17 protein-coding genes are annotated in these 18494 nt (G+C 51.6%); 16 read left to right on the forward strand and 1 reads right to left on the reverse strand.

Annotated features, from left to right (window positions below; all coding sequences use genetic code 11):
• Positions 1–2 precede the first annotated feature (2 nt).
• On the forward strand, positions 3–401 hold the full coding sequence (locus JQC72_RS12825; RefSeq protein WP_205496288.1) for a DUF4234 domain-containing protein: 399 nt from the start codon (positions 3–5) through the stop codon (positions 399–401).
• Positions 402–725: 324 nt separating this feature from the next.
• Here JQC72_RS12825 and JQC72_RS12830 read toward each other — a convergent pair whose 3' ends face one another.
• On the reverse strand, positions 726–980 hold the full coding sequence (locus JQC72_RS12830) for an SRPBCC domain-containing protein (RefSeq protein WP_335342470.1): 255 nt from the start codon (positions 978–980) through the stop codon (positions 726–728).
• A gap of 854 nt (positions 981–1834) precedes the next feature.
• Here JQC72_RS12830 and JQC72_RS12835 point away from each other — a divergent pair.
• From JQC72_RS12835 to JQC72_RS12905, 15 genes are all read left to right on the forward strand, one after another.
• The gene (locus JQC72_RS12835) at positions 1835–2086 is read left to right on the forward strand and encodes an EamA family transporter (protein WP_205496293.1); all 252 of its coding nucleotides are present in this window, start codon (positions 1835–1837) and stop codon (positions 2084–2086) included.
• A 57-nt stretch (positions 2087–2143) separates the two neighbouring features.
• Positions 2144–2782, forward strand: a complete 639-nt coding sequence (locus JQC72_RS12840; protein ID WP_205496295.1) for a DMT family transporter — start codon at positions 2144–2146, stop codon at positions 2780–2782.
• Between the two features lie 111 nt (positions 2783–2893).
• A complete protein-coding gene (locus JQC72_RS12845) occupies positions 2894–3610 on the forward strand; it encodes an alanyl-tRNA editing protein (RefSeq protein ID WP_205496297.1) in 717 nt (238 codons plus the stop codon).
• Between the two features lie 443 nt (positions 3611–4053).
• Complete coding sequence (locus JQC72_RS12850; RefSeq protein WP_205496299.1) at positions 4054–4932, forward strand: sulfite exporter TauE/SafE family protein; 879 nt, start codon at positions 4054–4056, stop codon at positions 4930–4932.
• A gap of 147 nt (positions 4933–5079) precedes the next feature.
• Complete coding sequence (locus JQC72_RS12855; RefSeq protein WP_205496301.1) at positions 5080–5268, forward strand: YezD family protein; 189 nt, start codon at positions 5080–5082, stop codon at positions 5266–5268.
• A 135-nt stretch (positions 5269–5403) separates the two neighbouring features.
• A complete protein-coding gene (locus JQC72_RS12860; RefSeq protein ID WP_302104836.1) occupies positions 5404–6390 on the forward strand; it encodes a sulfonate ABC transporter substrate-binding protein in 987 nt (328 codons plus the stop codon).
• Positions 6387–7568, forward strand: a complete 1182-nt coding sequence (ssuD, locus tag JQC72_RS12865; protein ID WP_205496305.1) for an FMNH2-dependent alkanesulfonate monooxygenase — start codon at positions 6387–6389, stop codon at positions 7566–7568. Before JQC72_RS12860 ends, ssuD begins: the two co-directional genes overlap by 4 nt.
• The gene (gene ssuC, locus JQC72_RS12870) at positions 7534–8310 is read left to right on the forward strand and encodes an aliphatic sulfonate ABC transporter permease SsuC (protein WP_205496308.1); all 777 of its coding nucleotides are present in this window, start codon (positions 7534–7536) and stop codon (positions 8308–8310) included. Before ssuD ends, ssuC begins: the two co-directional genes overlap by 35 nt.
• 25 nt (positions 8311–8335) lie before the next feature.
• Positions 8336–9103 carry an ABC transporter ATP-binding protein gene (locus tag JQC72_RS12875; protein ID WP_205496310.1) on the forward strand — a complete coding sequence of 256 codons (768 nt, stop codon included), beginning with the start codon at positions 8336–8338 and terminating at the stop codon, positions 9101–9103.
• A gap of 410 nt (positions 9104–9513) precedes the next feature.
• Positions 9514–10371, forward strand: coding sequence for a carbon-nitrogen hydrolase family protein (locus tag JQC72_RS12880; protein ID WP_205496313.1), 858 nt, complete (start codon positions 9514–9516; stop codon positions 10369–10371).
• Between the two features lie 29 nt (positions 10372–10400).
• Positions 10401–11063, forward strand: coding sequence for a GNAT family N-acetyltransferase (locus JQC72_RS12885; RefSeq protein WP_205496315.1), 663 nt, complete (start codon positions 10401–10403; stop codon positions 11061–11063).
• A 369-nt stretch (positions 11064–11432) separates the two neighbouring features.
• Entirely contained in the window at positions 11433–13856 is a 2424-nt protein-coding gene (locus JQC72_RS12890; protein WP_205496497.1) for a 3-hydroxyacyl-CoA dehydrogenase/enoyl-CoA hydratase family protein, read from the forward strand.
• A gap of 259 nt (positions 13857–14115) precedes the next feature.
• A complete protein-coding gene (locus JQC72_RS12895) occupies positions 14116–15297 on the forward strand; it encodes an acetyl-CoA C-acetyltransferase (RefSeq protein ID WP_205496317.1) in 1182 nt (393 codons plus the stop codon).
• Between the two features lie 157 nt (positions 15298–15454).
• Positions 15455–17230, forward strand: a complete 1776-nt coding sequence (locus JQC72_RS12900) for an acyl-CoA dehydrogenase FadE (RefSeq protein ID WP_205496319.1) — start codon at positions 15455–15457, stop codon at positions 17228–17230.
• Between the two features lie 171 nt (positions 17231–17401).
• On the forward strand, positions 17402–18481 hold the full coding sequence (locus JQC72_RS12905) for a HupE/UreJ family protein (RefSeq protein WP_205496321.1): 1080 nt from the start codon (positions 17402–17404) through the stop codon (positions 18479–18481).
• The last annotated feature ends 13 nt before the right edge of the window (positions 18482–18494 follow it).

Below are 18494 nucleotides of genomic sequence, written 5' to 3' on the forward strand. Positions count from 1 at the left end.
TTTTGTTCACGCTTTTTGCCACGTTTATCACATTTGGAATCTATCCCGTTTATTGGTTTTTTAATCGTGCAAAACAACTGAATCAACTGCGGTCAGAGAAAAAAATCACATGGGAACCCGCCGGGTATCTGATCGCAGGGATCGTTTATCTCGTATTTGGTGCGGTGGCCGCTCTTCAGGATAACACCATTATGGCACTGTTGGCCGTTGCGGCGTGGCTTTTCATTTGGTTTGCTTATTTACGCATGATTTATCGGATGCGGGCCATTTTGAACGATCACTTCGGCGAAAAACGCGTAGGCCCCATCCTTACGTTCATTTTCAACATCTACTATCTGCAATACCACATTAACCGTTTGATCGAAAGCGAAATGATCGCCAAAGCCCCATTGGCAAGCTGAGGATGATGGAAAACCCAGCGGAAAAACCGCTGGGTTTTTTACTGAAGTCGAGTCTGTTATATTTGCATTCACCTCTAACATATTGAACCAAACGCATCGCGATCCAATCTTTTGATTTGGACAATTTGAGAATTAGATGGTATATCAAATTTGCATGAATCCCAGTCACACAGCAAAAAAACCCGGTACCCTGCAGGTTCCGGGTTTGCCAGCTGTCCCCTAACCAAGTATCGTGGCCAGAACGTCGAGAATCTTAATCCATCCCGCCTTGGTGCGTTTGCGAAGTCCATCCAGTTCGGGTGCAATTCGTGGGTCAAGGTGAGTTCACACCCTTTCTCCAGCGGAATGATGTCGATGATTACGCGGCTGCTGTCGCCCACGTTCGCCACCCCCCCAAGTAAACACGAGGCGGCGGGGTCGCTCGATCTCAAGATACTCCCCGACGTGATCCATTTCCTGTCCTTGTCGACGCACAACGAAAGAGAACGAGCCTCCCACGCGCGGATCGAGAGAGATGCGCACGACTTCTTCTTCGCGTTCAGGATGAGCAGGACCGAACATCCATTTGCCGATCATCACACCAGCCAAGCGTCGAAAACTTGCTCCGGCGATGCGCGAAAGCGACGGGTGACGCGTACATTGGCATTTGACTCAAAATTCATCAGATCATCCTTTCTTGTGAACTGGAGCCGACACCATTCCCTTATCGTTAAGGTTGTGTACAGGACTTAAATTTATCCCCCAATCACTCCCGGTCCATTGGTGGTTGTCTGACGAACCGATAAATGGCGGTTTACATTTTACAGAAATTGCTGCCTAAAAGCCCACGGCGCCCATAGGGAGTGCCTGTGGTACTTCAGCCGTGTGGAGTCTCAAATATATCTACCCATCCCCCATGATAAACAATAAATAAAAGGAACCCTTGGATCATTCGATCTTGAAGGGCTTCATCCATGTCTTCAGTGAACGTTTCCTGTCTGATTTCGGTCCAGCTTTTTTTTGTATAAACATATAGCGATCACCCCTACCACAGCAAACAAAATGGAGGATATGGATAATACGCCATAAACGAAAATGGTGGACGGTTTTCCATCAAGCAAAGCAAGGAGAGCCGCACCTACACAACCAACCATCCCAAACAGAAAGTTGGGTGAAAACCCGATTAAGCTGGATTGTATCAACACATCTTTCGTTTGCCGATCGGGAACCCACTTGGCATAGTAAAACCAGCCGACGAGGTAAACGAAGAAAAAAGCCTTAGCATCAATTTGCTGTAAAATGGGAAAATGATGAGAGAAGCAACATAACAAACCAACCACTATACAGCTATGTGGCTAAAAGTACAAAAAAATAAGCCCGATTCCTTTTATGAAAGTGAGAAACCTGCCTTTAGAAATAGAGTAATAAAAGAGCGGTTTTTGAGGAGGAATTTGATGGCACAAAATCGCTGGTTTGCCAATTTAGTTTTGATCTTTATCGCTGTTGTCTGGGGTATCACATTTGTCCTAATTCAAGATGCTATAGAAACGTTGCCACCATTTGCATTTACGACTATTCGATTCATGATATCCTTTGTTATCCTTGCTATTTATGTCCAATTCTTACCAAAGGAACGTTTTCGGTTTAAGGCCGTCAATTACTACAACTTGAAAGCAGGATTCTTCCCAGGCTTTTTTCTATTTTAAGGTTATGCTTTACAAACGTTAAGTTTAGTTTGGACCACGCCAGGGAAGGCAGGTTTTTTGACTGGTCTATCAGTTGCGATGGTACCGGTTTTGGCTTTTTTTATATTAAAGACAAAACCAAATCTCGGGGCCATTATCGGTGTATCACTTGCGACGGTAGGGCTGTATTTACTTGCGTTTATCAATTTATCGGAAATTAACAAAGGGGATATCTTGGCGTTTCTAAATGCTATCGCCTTTGGATTACATATTGTTTATACAGATAAGTACTCAAATATCAATGAGCTTTTTCAACTGGTCACGATTAAGTTTGGTACTGTCGCATTGTTAAGCGGGATCTGCAGCTTTCTGTTTGAAGATGTCAGTGAGGTATTCAATCCTTCCACCATATTAAATCCATCGGTTTTAACAGCATTACTTGTCTGTTCGCTACTTGCCACCGTTTTGGCTTATTTGGCTCAAACATATTTCCAGCGATATACCACACCGATCCAAGTTGCGTTAATCTTTGCGCTTGAACCTGTAGTTGCTGCAATCTCTGATTATTTTTGGAACGATGCCGTCTTAACAGGCCGTACCATTTTGGGGTGCATGTTGATTTTAATCGGGATGCTTTTGGCAGAAATCGATGTTGTCAAACTAATAAAGAAAACAGGGACAGAGAAAAAGGTGAAAAGTATTTCGGAGGGGAGTTAGAAGGGGACTGTAACTTGTAATCCCATGCAGCTATTAATGTATAAACAGGTATGACGAAATACATGACGAACCCGCTGTTATTATTAAACTGTGAGACTAGGAGTGAGCCTCATGACCAAAGAGTTATTTTTAGAAGATGCTTATCAACGAGAATGTAAAGCCCAAATTATCAAAAAAGACGGGAATGCTGTCATTCTTGATCAAACTGTCTTTTACCCTACAGGTGGCGGGCAGGAGCACGACAAAGGAGTTCTTGTACAAGGCGATAATGTGTTTAGAGTCATCGAGGTAAAAAAAATAGATAATCAAATATTGCATATATTGGATGATTCGGAAGGGATTGAAATCGGTCCAGTCACAGCCCGACTTGATTGGGAAAGACGTTATAAACTCATGCGCCATCACTCGTTATTGCATGTATTGGCCGCTGTTGTTTATCGTAAATTTAACGCACTGGATTCTGGTAATCAAATTTATCCTGAACGAGCGAGAATTGATTTTCATGGACTACACGACCTAACTGAACAGGATATAGCAGACATTGTTGAGGAAACGAACCGCCTGTTGGATGAAGATCACCCCATCTATGCAAGTTATGTCACCCGAGAGGAAGCGGAAAAGTTGTCCAATGTGATCAAAGACGCCGTGTCCATGTTGCCTTCCACGATTAAGCGAGTTCGTTTATTGACCATCGAATCCGTCGAAACGTACCCATGTGGTGGAACCCATGTCAAATCAACCAGAGAAATTGGGAAGATGGAAATAATAAAAGTAAAGAGTAGAGGAAAAGGACGAAAACGATTTGAAGTGTTTGCGAGAGATAAATAGGACAAAAATTGTGTTAAACAGTCCTGATTTGCCTGAATGAACACGAAATGACTTGAGGCGCCCTGAGTGGTATCTCAAGTCATTTTCTATTTATTGGGTAGATGGTACCAAATTCGAGCTTCGCGTTTCCCAAGTCATTTTTCCATTGGCTGGAGATATAGCCCCGAAATCGGTCTTCGCTCCCTCTACCCCAGTATGGGAATCATTGTTTTTTGAAAATTTCTATTAATGACCCCATTATTGACATTTGAATAATCGGATAGTAATATGTGTTTCAATAAACCCAGTAATTGTATCGGAATAAACAAATTTATATATAAGCCCGTGATCAGCCGGATCATGAAATTGAGAACAATGGACTCTTTTCCGTCATATCATGCACTAGTCTTGAAATCCGACTATCCTGCTCAACATGATCAAATAACATCAGGAGGAAGATGGGTATGCAGAGATTGATTGTCCTGGCATTGATCGGGTTTGCTGCACAGCTGGTTGACGGTGCATTGGGGATGGCTTACGGCGTCACTTCCACATCCCTGTTGTTTTTGTTTGGGATCGCCCCTTCGGTAGCCTCCGCCTCTGTTCACATGGCGGAAGTGATCACCACGGCTGCTTCGGGTGTCGCTCATATTCGGTTCGGCAATGTGGATCGGGCGGTCGTCATTCGTTTAATTATTCCAGGTTCGATCGGTGCATTTATCGGTGCCTGTTTCCTCAGCAACTTACCGGGTGATCTGGTAAAACCGTACATTGCCGCTTTTCTGTTTATTCTGGGTTTTTACGTACTCGGACGGTTTTTGCTCGGAAACGGTACTGAGCGGAAAGAGAGAAACATTTCCAAGCGGTTTCTCACCCCGTTGGGCTTGATTGCAGGGTTCGTCGATTCCACCGGTGGCGGGGGATGGGGACCGCTTACGACACCGATCCTGCTCAGCCGGAAAGGGTTGGAACCCAGAACGGTGGTGGGGTCGGTTGATACGAGCGAATTCGCGATCGCCGTTTCCGCCACTCTCGGCTTTCTGATCTCCATGGGCTGGTCCAATATGAACTGGACATGGGTCGCGGCGCTGATGATCGGCGGAATCTTCGCCGCACCCATCGCCGCTTGGCTGGTTCGGATCATTCCTTCCCACCTGTTGGGCGTTTTGGTCGGGGGATTGATCATCATCACCAATGCCAAGACCTTGTTGAAGAGTCTGGAATGGATTCCTGCCACTTGGCATGTTGCCATCTACGGTGCATTGAGTCTGTTGTGGGCGGGAAGCATCCTGCTGGTCGTGTTGCGAAGGTTGGGACAAAAAAGGGTACCCCTGTCGGAATGAAGTCTGGGGGGTGACCATTTTCCCACCAGCTTCGTGAAATGGGATTGCGGGAAAATAGCAATCCCATTGTCGCGGGCGTAGACGGTTTCCAATGAAATTTGTCCATACTTGTTTCGTTCGACTCCCGGAAAGGAGGCTTCATACCAGATGAATCCGTCTTCCGAACAGGTTGAACGCATTCTCAAAGCGTTGGAAGGGATGCAGTACGGCTCCGTAGTGATCACCGTCCACGACTCACAGATCGTTCAGATCGACAGAACCGAGAAATATCGCATCCCCCTGGAAAAGTCTCCCCGAGCGGCAAGCCGATCGGGGAAAGGGCAGCAACAGCAGTAGCGAAAGTGTGATCAATATCAGGCCGACCGGACAACCGGAGGCTCCATTCCCCCGAAATCGGGGGGAGTGGGGCCTTTTTTGCTTATCATGCGAACGAGGTGATGGGGAATGTCAGGCTTTTTCAAAAGGAAACGGATGATCAAAATGGTGATTGCTTTCACTGTTTCCTTGCTGGTTGGAGGGGTGTTGGGTGGGTGTAGTGCAGGTGCCTCTGAAGCCGATGGAAAGGTGGTGCGGATCGGTTACCAGAAGTTCGGCACCCTCAGCATCCTGAAAGCGCGCGGAACCCTGGAGAAGCGATTGAAATCCAGGGGGGTCAAGGTGGAGTGGGTTCATTTTCCCGCCGGTCCGCAGCTCTTGGAGGCGATGAATGTCGGCAGTATCGATATCGGGCATACGGGCAATACACCGCCGATTTTCGCCCAAGCAGCGAAGACGCCGCTGGTGTATGTCGGTGCCGGAACGCCCAAACCCGAGAATGAAGCCATCGTGGTGCCCAAGGATTCCCCGATCAAGAGTGTCAAGGATCTGAAAGGGAAGAAAGTGGCCCTGAACAAAGGCTCCAATGTGCACGATCTCTTGTTGCAAGCATTGGACAAGGCGGGCTTAAAGTATGAGGACATTCAACCTGTCTATCTTCCCCCGGCAGATGCCAGAGCGGCCTTTACCAGAAAAAGCATGGATGCTTGGGTGATTTGGGATCCCTATTATTCTGCGGCGGAGAAGGAGCTGGGTGCCCGAACGATCACCGACGGTCGCGGATACACGACCAACCGGGAATTCATACTCGCCTCCGATGCCTACGCAAAGGAACACGGAGACATCGTCCGCATCATTTTGGACGAAGTGAAGAAAACAACGGATTGGTTCAACCAACATCCCGATGATACGGCGAAACTGCTCTCCAAGCAGATCGGGATGGACGCGGAAGCGGTGAAGAAGGCCATTACACGATCGAAATACGGGCTGGAACCGATCGACGAAAGTATCATTCGGGAACAGCAGCGGATCGCAGATGACTTTTATCAAGTGGGTTTGATCCCCGAAAGAATACAGGTCGAAAAAGCGATCTGGGACGGTAACCGGGTCAAAACCAAACAGGAAAGGACGGAAAGACGATGAACATCTTTTGGTTTATTCCCACTCACGGAGATGGCCGTTACCTGGGGACCGCAAAGGGTGGGCGTGCCGTCGATTATTCTTATATGAAACAACTGGCCCAGGCGGTGGACCACCTGGGATACGAAGGTGCGCTTCTGCCCACGGGGCGTTCCTGCGAAGACGCGTGGGTGGTGGCTTCTTCTCTGTTGTCCGTCACCCGGCGCATGCGTTTTCTGGTCGCAGTCCGACCCGGCTTGATGTCCCCGTCTGCAGCGGCGCGCATGGCCGCCACCTTTGACCGTCTGTCCGGGGGGCGTCTGCTCGTCAACGTGGTGACGGGAGGTGATCCTGTCGAATTGGCGGGGGACGGCATTCACCTGGATCATGATACGCGTTATGAACTGACCGACGAATTCCTGACTGTCTGGCGGGAAGAGATGCAGGGCAAAGAGGTCGTGTTCCGAGGGCGTCATCTGGATATCCGGGGCGGCAAATTGCTTTTCCCGCCGGTACAAACCCCTTATCCCCCCCTGTACTTCGGCGGGTCTTCCCCGGCGGCATTAAAAGTGGCGGCCAAACATGTGGATGTCTACCTCACTTGGGGTGAACCGCCGGCCCAAGTGGCTCAAAAGATTGAACAAGTTCGCAAACTGGCCGAAGAACAGGGAAGAACGTTACGTTTCGGAATCCGCCTGCACGTGATCGTCCGGGAAACGGAACAGGAAGCCTGGGATGCCGCCAACCGTTTGATCCGGTATGTGGATGACAAAGTGATCCAAGCATCGAAACGGGTCCTTTCCCGATACGATTCCGTCGGACAGCAGCGCATGTCGCAACTGAACGGGTTCACGAGAACGAATTTGGAGGTGAGTCCCAATCTGTGGGCCGGAGTCGGTCTGGTTCGGGGCGGCGCCGGCACCGCGCTCGTCGGTGATCCGCGTACGGTGGCCGAACGGATGAGGGAATATGCCGCATTGGGAATCGATACGTTTATTTTGTCGGGTTACCCTCATTTGGAAGAGGCTTACCGGGTGGCGGAACTGCTCTTCCCGGAATTGCCCCTTCAGAATGTCCCTTCCGTCCCGAAGCAACATATCCTCAGCCCGTTCGGGGAAATCGTCGCCAACGATCACTTTCCAAAAGAGCGGAAAGGAGTGGTTGCCGATGATCTGCGGCTTTCAACTGCGGAAAACGGTTAAACCGTTGATTCCCTGGAGTGTCCCCATCGTACTGGTGATGGTGTGGCAATTGCTGGGGAATATCGGCTGGATTTCCACGCGAACACTGCCTCAGCCGACCGATGTCGTACTGGCGGCCATTCGCCTGACCGAATCAGGTGAACTGTTTCGGTATATCGGGGACAGTACCTCCCGGGCATTGTGGGGGTTGGCGATTGGGGGCAGCATTGGATTGGTTTTGGGCTTTTTGAACGGTCTTTTTCCTGTCGCGGAGCGGCTGTTGGACACCACTGTCCAGATGCTCCGCAATATCCCGCATCTTGCCTTGATTCCGCTGGCGATTTTGTGGTTCGGCATCGGGGAGGAAGTCAAACTGTTTCTCGTTGCGCTGGGTGTGTTTTTCCCGATTTACCTGAACACTTTTCACGGGATCCGTTCTGTCGATCCGGGACTCGTCGAAATGGGGAAAGTTTACGGCCTTCGGGGGTGGATGCTCTTTCGGAAGGTGATGTTGCCGGGGGCAATGCCCTCCATTCTGGTGGGGTTAAGGTATTCCCTCGGGATCATGTGGTTGACCCTGATCGTGGCAGAAACCGTCTCTTCCGACACCGGCATCGGGTATATGGCGATGAATGCTCGGGAGTTTATGCAGATGGACGTGGTGGTGTTGAGCATTTTGCTGTACGCATTACTCGGCAAGCTGGCCGATGTGCTGGCCAAGGGTCTGGAGCGCCGTTGCCTGCGGTGGCGGGTCAGCCGATAACAGAGGGAGAGGGGAGTGTCTGCCGATGGCGAAAATGGTTTCAGGTGCCCGACTGGAGATCGACGGATTGCAAAAGCGATTCGGTGATCGTCTGGTTTTGCGTCATATCCACCTCCATATAAAGTCGGGTGAATTCGTGGCCATCGTCGGAAGATCCGGGTGCGGGAAGAGTACCTTGTTGCGCCTGATTGCGGGATTGGAAACACCGACGGTCGGGGTGGTCGCGATGGACGGTGAACCCGTTCGGGGCTTGAACCCGTCCGCACGGGTGATGTTTCAAGAGCATCGTCTCCTGCCGTGGTTAACGGTAGCGGACAACGTGGCATTGGGAGTGTCACAAAATCGGGAGGAAGTGGAGAAGCGGACAGCAGAAGCGCTCCGTCAAGTGGGACTGGCCCAATACGGCGGGGAATGGCCTGCCGTACTGTCCGGCGGTCAACGTCAACGAGTTGCCCTGGCCCGGGCGTTGGTCAGCCGTCCGCGGTTGCTGTTGCTGGATGAACCTTTGGGCGCGTTGGATGCACTGACGAAGATTGAAATGCAGCAGCTGATCGAGCAGTTGTGGCAGGAGCAGGGATTTACCACCCTGTTGGTCACCCACGATGTGGAAGAAGCGGTGGCGCTGGCCGATCGGGTGGTGTTGCTGGAAGATGGCAGAATCGTGATGGATTTGCCGATTGTGCTTCCGAGACCGCGACGCCGGGGCAGTGCCAAGTTCGCTTCGCTGGTCGGCAAGATTCTGGATCGGATCATGAAGACGGCGGACACCGTCCGCCATTCAAACCAAGGGTGAGCGCGTGAACACCGCCTCCGTAAATGCGGAGGCTTGTTCTTTTTCGGTAAAATGAAACGATAGATATATTGATGAGGCACGATCTATATATCCCGATTTTAAATACTCATGGTATGCTTGCAACAATAAGCTCACAATTCTTTGAGATGTATTTCCGGATCAGGTGCATTGTATGTATTACCATCTAAAAGACCCGCTATGGCGATACCTCCCGAAATCCCCGATAATGAGTAGAAAAATGCCCCAGGGCGAGCATCTCTGACGGTTCTGATAAGCTCTGGTATCATATCACTGGGATCAGCTTTTGCAAGTTGATTGAACCGATTTTCTTGATAAGAGGAAGTATATCAGGAAATGCTTTTGGCCGGCTGTAAGATGAAAAAATGGAAATCCAACAAAGGAGGAGCCGTATGAAACTGAGAGTGTCAGCAGTCCAATATGATCTTCATACAATCCGATCATTTGAAGATTTCGCCAAGCAATCGGAGCATTATATTAAAACAGCAGAGGAGTTTGGCGCTGAGTTTGTATTATTCCCCGAGTTTTTTACGACTCAATTGATGTCCATTGGTGACAAAAAAGGAAATGCATTAACAATCAATGATTTACCCGATTTTACAGAGCAGTATCGGGATTTGTTTTCATCCTTGGCGAAACAAACGAATATGCACATTATTGGAGGAACCCATGTCATCCGCAAAGGAGACCGGTTATACAACGTTGCTCATTTGTTCTATCCGGATGGAAGGATTGCGGAACAACCAAAGCTTCATATCACGCCAACGGAAGTGAAGGAATGGAAAATGACTCCCGGCGAAAGCCTGCAGGTATTTGCGACCGATAAGGGAACAATCGCCATCTTAACCTGCTATGACATCGAATTTCCGGAAATCGTTCGAATGGCCAAAGCCAGGGGAGCTGATGTAATTTTCTGTCCATCTTGTACCGATGATCGTCATGGGTTCCATCGTGTCCGTTACTCCTGCCATGCAAGAGCGGTGGAAAACCAAGTCTATGTCGTAACCACGGGAACGGTAGGTTCCCTTCCCACGGTTGACTTTATGCGGGCGAATTTTGGACAAGCGGCGATTATTACGCCAAACGATATTCCGTTCCCTCCCCGGGGCATCTTGGCGGAAGGAGAAATCAATGATGATATGATTGTAACGGCTGATCTCGATTTGGAACTGTTATATCAGGTTCGTGAAAGTGGTTCCGTCACCACGTGGCGTGATCGGCGTACGGATCTCTATCCGGATTGGAAATAAGAAGATTTGGCTAAAAAGGAGGGAAAAGATTGTATCGAAAAGCGTTTTATGTTTTTGACCAAGATCGGCCTGTCCCGGCGGTCATCCGAAATTATGAGGAAAGGGACTTTGCGGATTTGATTCGTGTTCAACAGGAAAGTTTTCCTCCTCCGTTCCCGTCCGAGTTATGGTGGAACACGGAACAGCTGAAAAACCATGTTACGCTGTTTCCGGAGGGAGCCTTGTGTGTTGAGGTGAACGGTGAAATCGCGGGATCAATGACGGGGTTGATTGTTGACTTTGACCCCGACCATCCGGAACATACGTGGGAAGAGATCACTGATAACGGGTATATTCGTAACCATGATCCAAACGGAAATACGCTCTATGTTGTTGATATTTGCGTGCGCCCCTCCTATCGAAAATTGGGGTTGGGAAAATGGTTGATGTTCTCCATGTATGATGTCGTGGTTCACAAGAGGTTGGAACGGTTGTTGGGCGGAGGGAGAATGCCGGGCTATCATCGAAAAGCGGATGAGATGACAGCGGAACAATACCTCGAAGCTGTAGTTAAAGGGGAATTGAGGGACCCTGTTATTACCTTCCTGCTTCGCTGTGGCCGTACCCCTGTGAAAGTGGTGGCTAACTATTTGGAGGATGAAGAGTCGTGTAACTACGCAACACTGATGGAATGGAAAAATCCTTTTTATTAAGCGGAGTTACGTGTATGAAGGGGGATGACGCCCCCTTCCCCTGTTTATACGAGGCTTTCGAAGAACAATCTTTGCAAATGGTCCGAAAAATATGTATTCCCCTCTTGACGTCCGAGGTCGATCAGATAAATAATAATCTTTGAAAGGATCATAATGAGTGAGCGAAACCTCGTTAAACTACATTTACCCAGGCTGGGACGAAGCCATCGTGGATGGATGTGGGTTGCCACGCCGGATGAAGCGAGAAGCCCTGGTCTTTAGCCGTGTGAAGCAAGGCGAAACAAGCACTGACCCGGATGGAGGGGTTTTTTTCTACACAGTAAATGAATGATCATTCATTCACTAGCTTGCCATCCGGTCAACGCCAGTATGGGAGAGGAGGAATCCGTTTTGGCGAACATCAAACGAGCGGCCGTCATCGGTGCGGGCGTGATGGGAGCGGCCATTGCGGGACATCTGGCCAATGTGGGGATTCCCACCTTGCTGTTGGATATTGTTCCTCGGGAGGAGACGGAGGAAGAGAAGCAAAAAGGTCTCACCCTCCAGGACCCGCCGGTGCGCAACCGGCTTGCGGTGGCCGGGAAAGAACGGCTGTTGAAGGAAAAGCCGTCTCCGATCTATCACAAGGATGTCTTGGAGTTGATCACTCCGGGCAACTTGGAGGATGATCTCGACAAATTATCCGAGGTGGATTGGATCATCGAAGCGGTCGTAGAGAATCTGGCGATCAAACAACAACTGTTTGCAAACATCGAAAAAGTGTGGAAAACCGGGACGATCGTCAGTTCCAACACATCAGGGATTTCCATTCATGCCATGGTGGAAGGACGTTCGGAAGCGTTTCGCCGTCATTTCCTCGGCACTCACTTCTTCAATCCGCCGCGGTACATGAAACTGCTGGAGATTATCCCGACCGAAGATACGGACCCCGCGATCGTCGACAAGATGAAAGTGTTTGCGGAGAGCGTGCTCGGCAAAGGCGTGGTAATGGCCAAGGATACGCCCAATTTCATCGCCAACCGAATCGGCGTATACGGGACATTGGTCACCTTGCAGGCGATGTTGGAGCAGAACCTGGGACCGGACGAAGTGGACGCGATCACCGGCCCGGTGATGGGACGGCCCAAAAGCGCCACGTTCCGCACGCTGGATTTGGTTGGACTGGATACATTCGTTCATGTGGCGGAGAATGTTCGGGCCAATGTGAACGACCCCGAGGAAAAAGCGGCGTTCGAGGTGCCAAACGTGCTCAAGGAAATGGTGTCGCGAAACTGGTTGGGTGAGAAATCGGGACAAGGGTTCTTTAAAAAGGTGAAAACCGACAAAGGCAAAGAGATTCTCGCCCTGGATCTTGCGACGATGCAATACCGTCCCCGCAAAAAATTGAAAGCGTCTTCGCTGGAAATGGCGAAACGGGCCAAAACCTTGCCGGAAAAGCTGCGCACCCTGGTATATGCAGACGACCCGGCGGGAAAATTCGCTTGGCATATTTTCAAAAAGGTGTTGCTCTATGCGGCGGCGCGCATCCCGGTGATCGCCGATGACATTGTCAGCGTCGACAAAGCGATGAAATGGGGCTTCAACTGGGAGTTGGGACCCTTTGAAGCCTGGGATGCGATCGGTGTGGAACGGTCGGTCGCTCGCATGCGGGAAGAGGGAGAAACGATCCCGCCATTGGTGGAGGAACTGTTGGCCTCCGGTTACACGTCGTTCTACGCCCGTGAGAAAGGCGAGGCTCCCCGGGTGTTTGCAATCGGCGGAAAGTTTGTCGGCGTGGAGGAACATCCGAAAACGATCGATCTGGCCCGCTTGAAAGAGCAGAACAAGGTGATCCGTTCCAACAAGGGTGCCTCGTTGATCGACATCGGGGACGATGTGGCGCTGTTGGAGTTCCATTCGCCCAAAAATGCGATCGGCGCCGATATCATCGCCATGATCAACGCGGCGGTCAAAGAGGTGTCGGCCAACTACCGCGGATTGGTCATCGGTAACCAAGGGACTCATTTCTGCGTGGGAGCCAACCTGATGCTGATTTTGATGGAAGCGCAGGATCATAACTGGCCTGAGTTGGACCTGATGGTGCGCCAGTTCCAAAAAGCGATGGGTTCTCTGCGCTACCTCGACAAACCGGTGGTAGCAGCGCCGTTCGGCATGACCCTCGGCGGCGGAGTGGAAGTGTGTCTGCCGTGCGACCGGATTCAGGCGGCGGCCGAAACCTACATGGGTCTGGTCGAGGTGGGTGTCGGCTTGATCCCCGGCGGCGGCGGCAACAAGGAGATGTTGCTGCGGTGGATGGAAGGGGCCGATCCCAAGGATCGGGTCACGTTGCAACCGTTGGTCAACCATGTGTTTGAGGTGATCGGGACGGCCAAAGTGTCCACCAGCGCGCGTGAAGCGCGGGATTACCGGTTCCTGCGTCCGGAGGACGGCATCACGATCAACACCGACCACCTGCTCTATGACGCCAAGCAAACAGTGCTGGCCATGGACCGCGCCGGTTACCGTCCGCCGCAACCGAAGAAAATCCCCGTTGTTGGCGAAACGGGATATAACGTGCTCCGTTTGGGTGCATACACGATGCTGCAATCCGGGTACATCACGGAACACGACTACAAGATCGCCAGCAAACTGGCCTACGTGTTGGCAGGCGGCAACGTGCCGGAAGGGACGCTGGTCACGGAAGAGTATCTCTTGGATCTGGAGCGCGAAGCGTTCCTCAGCTTGTGCGGCGAGCCCAAATCGCAACAGCGAATGCAGTACATGTTGACCAAAAACAAGCCGCTCCGAAACTGAAGCCTGTCTGGTCAATGCATGAAGCAGCAATGTTTTCCAGACGAGCGACTTGCAAACCGTACTGAGCATCAGTTGGAAAGCGCAGAAATCCCATCGCGGGTAATCCCTTCTTTAGCGAAGTACTTTTGCCCGTGCCTGCGCTTCCGGTTCGAAGCGGCCCTGTTTTTCTTCCTTGCAGGGCACAGGTGGAGCGAGTCGGGAAAGCGAAGCGGACCGTATGGATCAGACCAACTCAACACCGACAAAGGAGGAGAGACGCATGCGAGAAGCCGTCATCGTCGCGGGTGTACGCACGGCGGTCGGAAAAGCGCACAAAGGCACCTTGCGGTCGACGCGGCCGGACGAGATGGGCGCGGCCGTCGTCAAGGAGCTGTTGAAACGCGTTCCCCAGCTGGACCCCCGCGAAGTGGAAGATGTGATTATGGGTTGCGCCATGCCGGAAGGTGAGCAGGGACTCAACATCGCCCGCATCATTGCGTTGCGGGCGGGTCTGCCGACCGACGTGCCGGGCATGACGGTCAACCGGTTCTGCTCGTCGGGCCTTCAGACGATTGCCAATGCGGCGGAGAAAATTATGTGCGGGTTTGCCGATGTCGTGATTGCCGGCGGGGTGGAGAGCATGAGTATGGTACCGATGGTCGGATACAAACCCGCACCCAACCCTTACCTGATGGATCATATGCCGCAAGTCTACATGTCAATGGGGCATACGGCGGAAGAAGTGGCCAAACGCTACGAGGTTTCGCGGGAGGATCAGGATCGTTTCGCCGTGGAAAGCCACCGCAAAGCGTATGAGGCGATTCAATCCGGCAAGTTCCGGGATGAAATCGTTCCGCTCCACGTGACTCACCGCACGGTGGACGACAATGGAAAATTACAGGAACGCCAAGTGGTGTTCGACACTGACGAGGGGGTACGTCCCGATACTTCGCTGGAAACGCTGGCCAAGTTGAAACCGGTCTTCCGCGTCGACGGGACGGTGACGGCAGGCAACTCTTCGCAGACCAGTGACGGTGCCGCGGCCGTGCTGGTGATGTCGGCCGAGCGGGCGCAACAGTTGGGAATTCAACCGCTCGCCGTGTTCCGTTCCTTTGCCGTCGGCGGCGTCGACCCGGACGTGATGGGGATCGGCCCGGTCAAGGCGGTTCCGAAGGCGCTCAAATTGGCCGGCATCACGTTGGATGAGGTGGATTTGGTGGAGCTGAACGAGGCGTTCGCTTCCCAGTCCCTCGCCGTCATCCGTCAGCTGGAGTTGAACCCGGACATCGTCAACGTCAACGGGGGTGCAATCGCACTGGGACACCCACTCGGCTGTTCCGGAGCCAAACTGACCGTTACCCTGCTCAACGAATTGAAACGTCGCGGTCAAAAATACGGCGTGGTCACCATGTGTATTGGCGGCGGTATGGGCGCAGCCGGCGTATTTGAGATGGTACAGTGATTACCGCATCAGAAGTTCCGGCTGTCGACAACATTGTGAAACCCACTTCGGATGAAGAGAAGGGTGACCATTTTCCCGCGAGCCCGCAACGAAAATGGTGTCTCTCATAACGATGACCGCTTTCCGTTAAATTTGTTTCATAAAGGAGGAACCGCGCATGTCCACGGATACAGTGATCAAAGGCGGATCATTCCTGATCGAGCAACCTGCCCCGACCGACGTTTTTACCCCGGAAGATCTGACCGAAGAGCACAAAATGATCGCCAAAACCACGGAAGATTTCGTGAAAGAGCAAGTGTGGCCGGTGCTGGAGGAGATTGAAAACCACAACTTCGAGCATTCCGTCCGCTTGATGAAGCAAGCAGGTGAACTGGGACTCCTCGGTGCCGACGTGCCGGAAGAATATGAAGGTTTGGGGCTGGACAAGATCAGTTCCACACTGATCACGGAGAAAATCTCGCTTGCCCGTTCGTTCGGCCTGACCCATGGTGCGCACGTGGGGATCGGGAGTTTGCCGATCGTATTCTTCGGAACGGAAGAGCAGAAGAAAAAATACCTGCCCGCTCTCGCCTCGGGTGAGAAAATTGCGGCCTACGCACTGACCGAGCCGGGGTCCGGTTCCGATGCCCTGGGAGCCAAAACGACGGCCAAACTGAGCGAGGACGGGAAGTATTACATTCTCAACGGTGAAAAACAGTGGATCACCAACAGCGGTTTTGCTGACGTCTTTGTCGTGTACGCCAAGGTGGACGGCGAGAAGTTTACCGCATTTATCGTCGAGCGGGATTTTCCGGGTGTATCCACCGGACCGGAAGAGAAGAAAATGGGAATCAAAGGTTCTTCCACCCGGACGCTCATTCTCGAAGACGCGAAGGTCCCCGTGGAAAACCTGCTGGGCGAAGTGGGCAAAGGACACGTCATCGCCTTCAACATCTTGAACATCGGCCGTTGGAAACTGGCCGCGGGGTGCTTGGGTTCGGCCAAGCGGGCGATTGAGATTTCGGTCAAGTACGCCAAGGAGCGGAAACAGTTCAACACGCCGATCGCGCAATTTCCGCTCATTCAGGAAAAATTGGCGCAAATGGCGACCAAGACGTTTGCGCTGGAGAGCATGGTGTACCGTACGGCCGGTTATTTCGAAGACAGCTTGAACCGCGTCGAGAGCGCAGCGGGAGCGGATGTGGCCAAGGCCATCGCCGAATATGCTTTGGAATGCTCCATCAACAAGGTGTTCGGTTCGGAAACGTTGGATTTCGTCGTGGATGAGGGCGTGCAGATTCACGGTGGCTACGGGTTCATGCAGGAATACGAAATTGAAAACATGTATCGCGACTCGCGCATCAACCGGATCTTTGAAGGCACCAACGAGATCAACCGCCTGTTGATCCCGGCCACCTTGCTGCGGAAAACGATGAAGGGCGAGCTTCCGCTCCTGCAAGCCGCGCAATCCCTGCAGGAAGAATTGCTCACGATGATGCCCAGCCTGCCGGAAGAAGAACCGGCCCCGTTGGAAGAAGAAGCCAAACTGATCGACATGTCCAAGAAAATTTTCCTGATGGCCGCCGGTCTGGCCGTGGAGAAGTATCAACAAAAATTGGAAAAAGAACAGGAAATCCTGCGCGATACCGCGGATATCGCCATCGAAATTTATGCGATGGAATCCGCATGGCTCCGTGCCAAGAAAGCGCTGGATAAAGACGGATTGGATCATGCGCAAGCCAAAGTGGATATGGTAACGGCTTACGTTTACGATGCATTCGGTCGGATCGAGAAAAAAGCGCGCCGCATCCTGTCTGCGATGGAAGAAGGGGATGTCCTGCGTACCCAACTTTCGATTCTGAAGAAGTTGACCCGCCACGAACCGATCAATGAAGTGGCGTTGAATCGCCGTATTGCCGCACGAGTGATCGAAGCGGAAAAATACGTGGTGTGACCCCATCCCTGTATCCCGCCAGAAAGCACCTTCCCAATCGGGAGGGTGTTTTTTCTCTTTTGTACTCAATCGTTACAAGGACAACGTCTCGGATATCCGACCATGTTTACAATGTGCCAGATCCTCATTATCATAGTGCGGAGAAAGTCATGGACAGAGAGGAACGAACAGATGCACATCCGTTGTTGGCGGAAGATGATTCCGGTGATCATGTTTGTTTTGTTTTGGCCGGTGATGGCCGCGGCCCATCCCGTCTACATGGCTTCCACATACATCAAGGTAAAGGACCGGGAAATGACGGTGACCATCCACGTCGATACCGTTATGTTGGCCAAAGCGGTGGGAATAAAAGGATATCTGGCGCTCGACGTGCCTGCGGCGCAATGGACGATCCCGGTCAAGGAAAAGGTGTTCACTTATGTGCAAACGGGTTGGATGGTTCAAATCAACGGCCGGCCGGCAAAACCGACGGAGATGGAACTCCGAAGTCCCGATCCCGGTCATGCGGATATCCAAATGCGCTATGTCACTGCCCGACCGATCGGACATGTGGAAATCGACGATCAATTGTTTTTTGAACAGGCCGAAGGAAAACATCAAAACACCGTAACGATCGACCATGGCGGAAAACAGAATCGGTTCCTGCTCACCGACAACCAGCGGCATTTTGCGTTCTCGCCAAGCGATCAGATGTCGATCTGGCCGACGGTCCTACGGTTCGTCCAGATGGGAGTCGAGCACATTTGGCTGGGATATGATCATCTCGCCTTTTTGTTTGCCTTGTTGTTGACGACAAGAAAAGGGACGGACATCATCAAAATCGTCACGTCCTTCACTGTGGCGCATTCGATCACTTTGGGTTTGGCGGCCATGGGTATTGTTGCCGTTCCCTCCCGATGGATCGAATCCTTCATTTCGCTGTCGATCGTCTATGTTGCGGTGGAAAACCAATGGTTCCACACGAAAAACATCTCCCGCAGGTGGATCGTCGCTTTCTATTTCGGTCTGGTTCACGGATTCGGTTTTGCCGGGGCGTTGGCTGACGCGGACATCCCCTTGGACGATTTGCTGGTTTCTCTGGTTTCGTTTAATGCAGGAGTGGAGATTGGACAGTTGGTCATTGTCGGTGTCCTGTTCCCGCTGCTCTTGTGGATCACCCGTTTTCGGTGGCATGTGTGGGTGGTCAGGGGAGTGTCCGTCCTGATCGGGTTCTTGGGACTCATCTGGTTTGTCCAACGGACGTTTGGATGAGGTGTCATTCAAA

The organism is Polycladomyces zharkentensis (assembly GCF_016938855.1).
Classification (GTDB): domain Bacteria; phylum Bacillota; class Bacilli; order Thermoactinomycetales; family JIR-001; genus Polycladomyces; species Polycladomyces zharkentensis.